6 protein-coding genes and 1 pseudogene are annotated in these 8500 nt (G+C 69.0%); 6 read left to right on the forward strand and 1 reads right to left on the reverse strand.

Going from position 1 to position 8500, the window contains the following annotated elements; translation table 11 throughout:
* Window positions 1-3: 3 nt before the first annotated feature.
* On the reverse strand, window positions 4-1242 hold the full coding sequence (locus tag AWB92_RS27775; RefSeq protein WP_277622341.1) for an APC family permease: 1239 nt from the start codon (window positions 1240-1242) through the stop codon (window positions 4-6).
* Between the two features lie 41 nt (window positions 1243-1283).
* On the opposite strand from AWB92_RS27775, the gene AWB92_RS31240 reads away from it, so the two are divergent.
* The 6 genes and pseudogenes from AWB92_RS31240 to AWB92_RS27805 form a co-directional block, all read left to right on the forward strand.
* On the forward strand, window positions 1284-2024 hold the full coding sequence (locus AWB92_RS31240) for a helix-turn-helix domain-containing protein (protein WP_142282341.1): 741 nt from the start codon (window positions 1284-1286) through the stop codon (window positions 2022-2024).
* Window positions 2021-3493, forward strand: coding sequence for a multicopper oxidase domain-containing protein (locus tag AWB92_RS27785; protein WP_085191384.1), 1473 nt, complete (start codon window positions 2021-2023; stop codon window positions 3491-3493). The genes AWB92_RS31240 and AWB92_RS27785 overlap by 4 nt, the downstream gene beginning before the upstream one ends.
* 29 nt (window positions 3494-3522) lie before the next feature.
* Window positions 3523-5358 (forward strand): serine/threonine-protein kinase, encoded by a 1836-nt coding sequence (locus AWB92_RS31245; protein ID WP_206601311.1) that lies wholly within the window; start codon window positions 3523-3525, stop codon window positions 5356-5358.
* A 97-nt stretch (window positions 5359-5455) separates the two neighbouring features.
* The gene (locus tag AWB92_RS31250; RefSeq protein ID WP_085191445.1) at window positions 5456-7357 is read left to right on the forward strand and encodes a serine/threonine-protein kinase; all 1902 of its coding nucleotides are present in this window, start codon (window positions 5456-5458) and stop codon (window positions 7355-7357) included.
* A gap of 161 nt (window positions 7358-7518) precedes the next feature.
* Window positions 7519-8220 (forward strand): helix-turn-helix domain-containing protein, encoded by a 702-nt coding sequence (locus AWB92_RS27800; protein ID WP_241523614.1) that lies wholly within the window; start codon window positions 7519-7521, stop codon window positions 8218-8220.
* Between the two features lie 79 nt (window positions 8221-8299).
* Window positions 8300-8500: pseudogene (locus AWB92_RS27805) on the forward strand (IS256 family transposase); the annotation flags it as partial.

An 8500-nucleotide genomic window follows, 5' to 3' on the forward strand; every position in this document is an offset into this window, starting at 1 on the left:
CGCTCAGTCTTCCCGTTCGGATGCCCTGGGAATCGCGTACGCCGCGGCGCCGATGCCCAGCACCGCCGCGCCGGACAGCACCGAGGACAGCGGCAGCGCGCACGCCAGCACCAGGCACCCGACCAGCCCGATCACCGGGATGGCGCGGCGCGGCCGTCCCTCGTCGGGCCGAAGGGTGAACGCGGAGGCGTTGGCGACCGCGTAGTAGATGAGCACCGCGAACGAGGAAAAACCTATCGCGCCCCGCAGGTCCGCCGTCGCGGCCAACACCGCCACGACGACGCCGATCAGCAGCTCGGCGCGGTGGGGCACGCCGAACCTCGGGTGCACGGCGGCGAGCGCGTGCGGGAGGTGATGGTCGCGCGCCATCGCCAGGGTGGTGCGCGAAACCCCCAGGATCAGGGCCAGCAGCGAGCCCAGCGCCGCGACCGTCGCACCCACCTGCACGACGGGCGCCAGCCAGCCCATCCCCGCCACCCGCACGGCCTCGGACAGCGGCGCGGACGCCTCGGCCAGGCGTCGCGGCCCCAGCGCGGCCAGCGCCGCGACGGCCACCAGCGCGTAGATGGCCAGGGCGATCGCCAGGGCCAGCGGGATGGCCCGGGGGATGGTGCGCACCGGATCGCGCACCTCCTCGCCCAGCGTGGCGATGCGCGCGTAGCCGGCGAAGGCGAAAAACAACAGGCCCGCCGCCTGGATCACGCCGCCGGCGGTGACGCCCGACAGATGCAGGTATTCGGGGCCGACGCTGCGAGAGGTGAATACGGCGACGACGACCGCGGCCAGTACGGCAAGGACGACCGCGACGATGATCCGGGTCAGCCACGCCGACTTCTGCACCCCGACGTAGTTCACCGCCGTCAGCGCGACCACCGCGGCGACGGCCACCGCATGCGCCTGCGACGGCCACGCGTACGAGCCGACGGTCAGGGCCATCGCCGCGCACGAGGCGGTCTTGCCGACGACAAAGCCCCAACCCGCCAGGTAGCCCCAGAAATCGCCGAGCCGCTCGCGGCCGTACAGATAGGTGCCGCCGGAGGCGGGGTAGCGGGCGGCCAGCCGCGCGGAGGAGGTGGCGTTGCAATAGGCGACCACCGCGGCCACGGCCAGGCCCAGCAGCAGCCCCGAGCCGGCGGCGCGTGCCGCGGGGCCGAGCGCCGCGAAGATGCCGGCACCGATCATCGAGCCCAGCCCGATCACCACCGCGTCGAACACACCCAGGGTTCGGCGGAGCTCATTCACGCGCCAAACCTATCAAACCAATTTGATGTATTGTCCGGAGGGTGCCGGCAACCAAACGCGCGGAAGTTCCACCGCTGATGCAGATGGCGTCCCACCCGGTGCGGTGGGCGTTGCTGGCCGAGCTCGCCGAAGGCGACCACCGGGTACGGGAGTTGGCCGCCGCGGTCGACGAGCCGCAGAACCTGGTGTCGTACCACCTGCGGCTGTTGCGCTCGGCGGGGCTCATCGACGCGCGGCGTAGCAATTTCGACGCCCGCGACACCTACTACCACCTGAACCTTTCGCGGTGCGCGGCCGAATTCGCCGGGGCGGCAACCGCATTGCATCCGGCGCTCGCGCCGCCTGCGGCGACCCGGCCGGCCGGGTCGGTGCTGTTCCTGTGCTCCGGCAACAGCGCGCGCTCGCCGATGGCCGAGGCGCTGCTGCGGAAGAAGGGCGGCGGCCGCATCCGTGCCGCGAGCGCCGGCAGCCATCCCAAACCACAGATGCACCCGAACGCGGTGCGGATCATGCGCGACCTCTACGACATCGACCTTGGCGGCCGACCGCAGCCGCTGGCCGCGGTCGCCCGGGGGCGCTTCGATTGCGTGATCACGTTGTGCGACAAGGTCCGCGAATACGCCCGAGAGCATGGCGTTGTCACCGCGATGCATTGGAGCCTGCCGGATCCCTCGGCCGCTGTGGGCAGGGCGAGTTACCCCGAATTCCGGCGCGTGGCAAGCGAACTGAACGACCGGATCGATTTTCTCCTGCCCGTCCTAGCCCGGCCCCGGGAGCGATGATGAACCCCTTCGACCGCCGTCAATTCCTCAGTGGCCTGGCGTTGATCACCGCCGGCGGCGCCGCTGCGGCCTGCTCACGGACCGCGCCGCCCGGCCCGCCCAACGGCAAGCCCGATTACACGCTGCGCATCGGCACCGGACCCGTGGAGCTGGCGCCGGGCCACACCGTGTCGACCCTGACCTATAACGGCCAATTCCCGGGCCCGTTGTTGCGGTTCAAGGAGGGGCAACGGACGTGGGTCGACATCTTCAACGACACCGATGCGCCGGAGCAGCTGCACTGGCACGGCCAGCACGTCGGCGTCGACGTCGACGGCTCGGCAGAGGAGGGCACCCCCGACATCCCGGCGCACGGCATGCGGCGCATTTCATTCGTGCCCGGGCCGGCGGGCTACCGCTTCTATCACACCCACGTCGTGCCGCGCGCGGACCTGTCCCGCGGCCAGTACAGCGGCCTGGTCGGGCCGGTCTACATCGAGCCCAAAAAGAACCCGGGCGCCTACGACCAAGAGATCTTCCTGACGCTCAAGGAATTCGATCCCAGTTTCACCCGCGGGGGCGACATGGCCAGCGAATTCCTGGCCGGCGAACCGGACGGCGACCTCAAGGACAAAGGGGAGTCGGCGATGAAGGCGTCGCTCGCCAAGGGCGACCCGCATGGCTACGAGGTCAGCTACGGTGCATTCGCGATCAATGGGCGCATGCTCGGCCACGGCGATCCCATCCGCGTCCAACCCGGGCAGCGGGTGCTGTTGCACGTCCTCAACGGCAGCGCCACCGAAAGTCGCAGCCTGGCCTTGCCGGGGCACACCTTCAACGTGGTCGCGCTGGACGGGAACCCGGTGCCCAATCCGTCCCCGGTCCCGGTGTTGTGGCTCGGTGCGGCAGAACGCATTTCGGCTTTCGTCAACATGACGAATCCCGGCGTGTGGGTGCTGGGGGATCTGTCCGATGACGACCGCAGCCACGGCATGGGCGTGGTGGTGGAATACGCCGGGCGCGGCGGTGATCCGCAGTGGGCGGAGCCCCCGCCGTTCAAGTGGGATTACCGGCTGTTCGCGCCGCCCAACCCCGCGCCGGTGCCGCCGCCGGAACGCACCATCGAGATGCTGATCGAAAAGCGCAACGCCGCCGACAACGGCTTCAACGTCTGGATGTTCAACGGTACGGCGTTTTCGATGGAGACCAATCAGCCCGTGCTGGATCTGCAGCGCGACAAGCGCTATCGACTTCGCTTCCGCAACGCGACCGATGACCTGCACCCGATGCACCTGCACCGCCACACCTTCGAAATCACCCGCATCGCCGGGACGCCGACCTCCGGGGTGCGCAAAGACGTCGCGATGCTGGGCGGGTTCCAAAGCATGGAGATCGACTTCGTCGCCGACCAGCCCGGCTTGTCGCTGCTGCACTGCCACCAGCAGATCCACATGGACTACGGCCTCATGCTGCTGTTCAACAGCCGCTGATCCGCCACCGGGGCATCTACGATTCGGCCATGGCGCTCGAGATCGGTCAGGTGTTCGCGGGATACACGATCCTGCGGCTGCTGGGCTCGGGCGGCATGGGGCAGGTGTATCTGGCGTCGCACCCCCGGTTGCCGCGCCAGGACGCGTTGAAGGTGCTGCCGACCGAAACCACCGCCGATCCGCAATACCGGGAGCGATTCGAGCGGGAGGCGGAGCTGGCCGCCGGGCTCTCGCACCCGCACATCGTGGGGGTCCACGACCGCGGTGAATACGAGGGCCAGTTTTGGATCTCGATGGAATACGTGGCCGGCACCGACGTGGCCCGGCTGTTGCGGGAGCAATTTACAGGAGGCATGCCCGTCGAGGACGCGATGGCGATCATCAACGCGGTTGCCTCGGCGCTCGATTACGCGCATCACCGGGGGCTGCTGCACCGCGACGTGAAGCCGGCCAACATCCTGGTGACCGAGTCGGACGGACAGCCGCGGCGAATCTTTTTGGCCGACTTCGGCATCGCCCGTCGCGTCGACGACGTGGCCGGGTTGACCTCGACGAAGATGGCGGTCGGCACCGTGGCCTACGCGGCGCCCGAGCAGTTGATGGCAGGGTCGGTCGACGGTCGCGCCGATCAATATGCCCTGGCGTGCACCGCTTTTCATCTGCTCGCCGGGGTGCCCCCGTTCGGCGGGCCCAACATGGCGGTGGTCATCGGTCAACACGTCAGCGCCCCGCCGCCGTCGATCGGCGCCCACCGTCCCGAGCTGACCGGCCTGGATCCCGTCTTCGCCACCGCGTTGGCCAAGGATCCCTCTGGCAGGTTCAACAGCTGCGGGGAGTTCGCCCGGGAATTGGGGCGGCACCTCGACGGGGCCGACGCATATCCCTCGTCGGACCCGACTTTGCTTGCGCCGCAGTGGAAGAAGCCCTCCGCCTGGAGGCGGGTGGGCCGTCGCCCCGGCGTCCTCGCCGCGGTGCTGGCCGGCGTGGTGTTGCTGGTCGCGGGCGGCGTCGTCGCGACACTGAAGCTCACCGGCTCGCACCTCCCGGCCGCGCCCGCGAGCCCGTTCACGGGCGCCTATCGGGCCGATTTCGGGCCGAACATGGCTCTCGATGACGTCCCGGACCCCGGTTCGCCGCCGGCGCTGACGAGCATGTATGGCCTGCGTTCGGTGTGCCGCCCCGCGGGCTGCGTGATGACCGCGTCCCGCCTCGGTGGGGAGACCGTGGCGCAACCGACGATGGTGTTCGATCAGATCGGCGCGGCCTGGGTCGCGGTCGCCGTCGCACCGGACGCGTGCCGCGAGGCGACCGCGGAGTTCTGGCAGGTCTTCGTACTGCGGCCGCGTCCGGACGGCGGCCTCGACGGCGAATACACGGCGACCGCCGCCAACGCCTGCGCCAACAAGCGAACCGTGTCCTTCACCCGCACCGGCGACGTCGACGTGAAAACCCTTCCCGATCCGGACGTCCAGCCCCCGCGGGCGGCATCGCCGGCCCAGGGCTTGCGCGGCCGTTACCGCCTGACCCGGATCTTCGCGAACGGCCTGCCGCAACAACAGCTCAACACCGCGGTCGCCACCTACTGCCTGCGCACCGCCGATCGGTGCATGAGCTACTTCCACGAGGCCTCGGCCGATCAACCGCTGGTCTTCGGAGACGGACGCTGGACCTGGAACGTGGACGCCGACGTCACCTGCCCGCACTCCGGGGGCACCGCGCGCATGAAGTCCAGCGGACAGTATCCGCTGCCGCAACCACCGGGGGATCCGATCGCCACGCTCACCGGCCGTGCCCACCAGGCACAGACCGCCCCGTGCGAGCTCAACACGGACTTCGACGAAACCTTCACCCGCACCGGCGATTAACGGGGTACGCGGCGTACCGCGGTTTGCCCGGAAGGCGCGGCTTCGCATTAGGCGCGAATTTAGGTGCCACTGCGGCTTGAGCATTTACGATTTTCCCATGTCGCTCGAGGCGGGTCAGGTGTTTGCCGGGTACACGATCGTGCGGGTGTTGGGCGCGGGCGGGATGGGCCAGGTCTACCTGGCGGTGCATCCCCGGTTGCCGCGCCAGGACGCGTTGAAGGTACTGCCCGCGGAGCTCACCGGCGACCCGGAGTTCCGGGGCCGCTTCATGCGGGAGGCGGAGCTGGCGGCCGGGTTGTCGCATCCGCACATCGTGACGATCCACGATCGCGGTGAAGAGGACGGTCAGTTCTGGATCTCGATGGATTATGTGGCCGGCACCGATGCCGGCCGGCTGCTGCGCGAACACCACCCGGGCGGGATGCCGCTCGAAGACGTCGTGGCGATCATCACCGCGGTCGGCTCGGCGTTGGATTACGCGCACGGCCGTGGGTTGCTGCACCGGGACGTCAAGCCGGCCAACATCTTGTTGACCGACCCCGACGGTCAGGCGCGCCGGGTTTATCTCGCCGACTTCGGGCTCGCGCGCCACATCGACGACGCGACCGGGCTGACCGCAACGAACATGACGGTCGGGACGGTGGCCTATGTCGCGCCCGAGCAGTTGAAGGGGGAGCGGGTCGACGGGCGCGCCGATCAATATGCGTTGGCGTGCACCGCGTTTCACCTGCTGACCGGGTCGGCGCCGTACGTCGATTCCAATCCGGCCGTGGTGATCAGCCAGCACATCAACGCCACCCCGCCGTCGATCGGTGCCCGCCGCCCGGAGCTCGCCGCGCTGGATCCCGTGTTCGCCACCGCGATGGCCAAGGAGCCATCGCACCGGTTCGCCGGCTGCCGCGAATTCGCCGACCAGCTGGCCCGGCAGCTGGGGCCGGGCGCGACCCAGCCCGGCGACATTCCATTCCCGGACACCCAACCGCGGATCGACGCGACCATGCCCGCCATCCGACCTCGCCGGCGCCCCCGGGCGCTCATCGGCGCCCTGCTGGGCATCGCGCTGCTCGTCGTCGCCGGTGGCGTCTTCGCGGCCGTGAAGCTGTTGCGGCACTCCGAATCGGGCCACACCGCGGCCACCAGTCCCGCCACTGCGCCGGGGAACACCGCGGCCGCGACCCCGAACACCGGCCCCTTCACCGGTGTCTACCGCGTGCGCTTCAGCCAGGGCACCACGCTGGAGGGTGTCCCGGGTCAGGGCGCGGCTCCGGAAACGGACACGTACGCCGTCCGCTCGGCGTGCGGGCCGAACGGTTGCCGGGCGACGGCGCAACGGGTCAGTGGCGAGCTACGGCTCGCGTCGAACGCGGTTTTCGACGAGGTGGACGGGCGCTGGGTGGCGGTGACCATCGGCTCGGACAAGTGCCGAGACGCCCCGGCCGAGGTGTGGCAGGTGTTGACTCTGCAGCCGCAACCGGACGGCACCTTCGTCGGTGAATATCGCGGGGCATCGGCCAACGCCTGCAACGAAAAGCGGACGGTGACCTTCACCCGCTCCGGGGACGTCGACATCAACAAGCTCCCCGACCCGAACGCGCTTCCGCGGCGGGTGGGCTCGCCGGCCCAAGCCCTGCACGGCCGCTACCACCTGGTCCGAAAGTTCAAGGCGAGGATCGCGCCACAGCAGACGGACCAGGCCGTCGTCACCGACTGCCTGCGCACCGGGGACCGGTGCATGAGCTATTTCCACTCCAAAACGATTGACACGCCGCTGGTGTTCGAGGGCGGCACCTGGACCCTGCACGTCGAGCACGACGACAACGATCCGGGCTGCGGCGGGGCCGTCTACGCGCGAGCCACCGGCCAGTATGCGCTGCCCCAACCGCCGCAGGATCCGATCACGCAGCTGATCGGCCACGACCATCTGGACGAGTCGTCGGGCCGCGCCGACTGCCAATGGAGCGTGGACTTCGACGAAACATACACGCGGACAGGCGATTAGGAGCGCCTGATTCCACCAGGCAGCCGCGAGCGTAACGACACGGCGAAATCCCGGGGCGGTTTCCAGGGTTGATTGCAACGGCCTCTAGTTGAGGGGTTGTGATGAGGCCGTCGCGGTATCCGTTCGTGGGTCGGCAGTTCTGGGATTTGGTCGGTGCGGGGATGTCTTTCGAGGACGCCGGGGAGGCCGTGGGTGTGTCGCGGCGCACGGGATGGGGTTGGTTTGCTGATGCTGGCGGAGTGAAACCGACCTTTGCAGATGAAACTGTCCCGCGTTCGCGACCGCGTCTGAGCGTGGAGGAACGTGAAGAGATCCAGGACGGGATCGCTCGGGGTGAGTCGATCCGGTCGATGGCGCGCCGGCTCGAGCGCGCCCCGTCGACGGTGATGCGTGAGATCAACCGCAACGGGTCCTTTCGGGGACCGGGACGCTATCGGGCGCGGTATCGCTTCGGTGCGAGGTGGCGGGGCGGCTGGGATCCCACCCGGCGGTATCGGGCCAGCCAGGCCCATGCGCAGGCGTGGCGGCGTGCCCGCCGCAGCCGGCCGGGCAAGCTGGCCACCAATGCCCGTCTGCACGACGAGGTCCAAGCCCGGTTGGAAAATGAACAACACAGCCCCCGGCAGATCGCCCGGCGGCTGGCGATCGACTTTCCTGACGATGCGGAGATGCGGGTGTCGCACGAGACCATCTATCTGGCGATTTATGTTCAGGGCAAAGGGAATCTGCGTCGCGAACTGCATCGGTGTCTGCGCACCGGACGCGCCGTGCGTAAACCGCATCGCCGTGCTGATGAACGTCGCGGCCGGATCAAGGACATGGTCAGGGCGTGTCTCATTGACTGTGTAAGGGGTTCGGCCTGAATGGTGGTGGCTGACCACCGGACAGGAGAGTTCTCAATTGCCTCAATCTGACTCGCCCAGAGACGATGCTGCGGCCAAGTTGGCCCAGCTGTTGCCGCCGGCGGCAGTGGATGCTTTGTTGGCCGACGCCGAGGCTTCCGGCGTTCCGATCGACGGCCCTGATGGGCTGTTGGCCCAGATGACCAAGGCGGTGCTGGAGCGGGCTTTGGATGTCGAAATCGCCGATCACCTGGGCTACGAGCACGGTGATCCGGCGGGTCACGGCTCGGGCAATTCCCGC

Source organism: Mycobacterium sp. IEC1808 (assembly GCF_002101935.1).
GTDB lineage: Bacteria > Actinomycetota > Actinomycetes > Mycobacteriales > Mycobacteriaceae > Mycobacterium.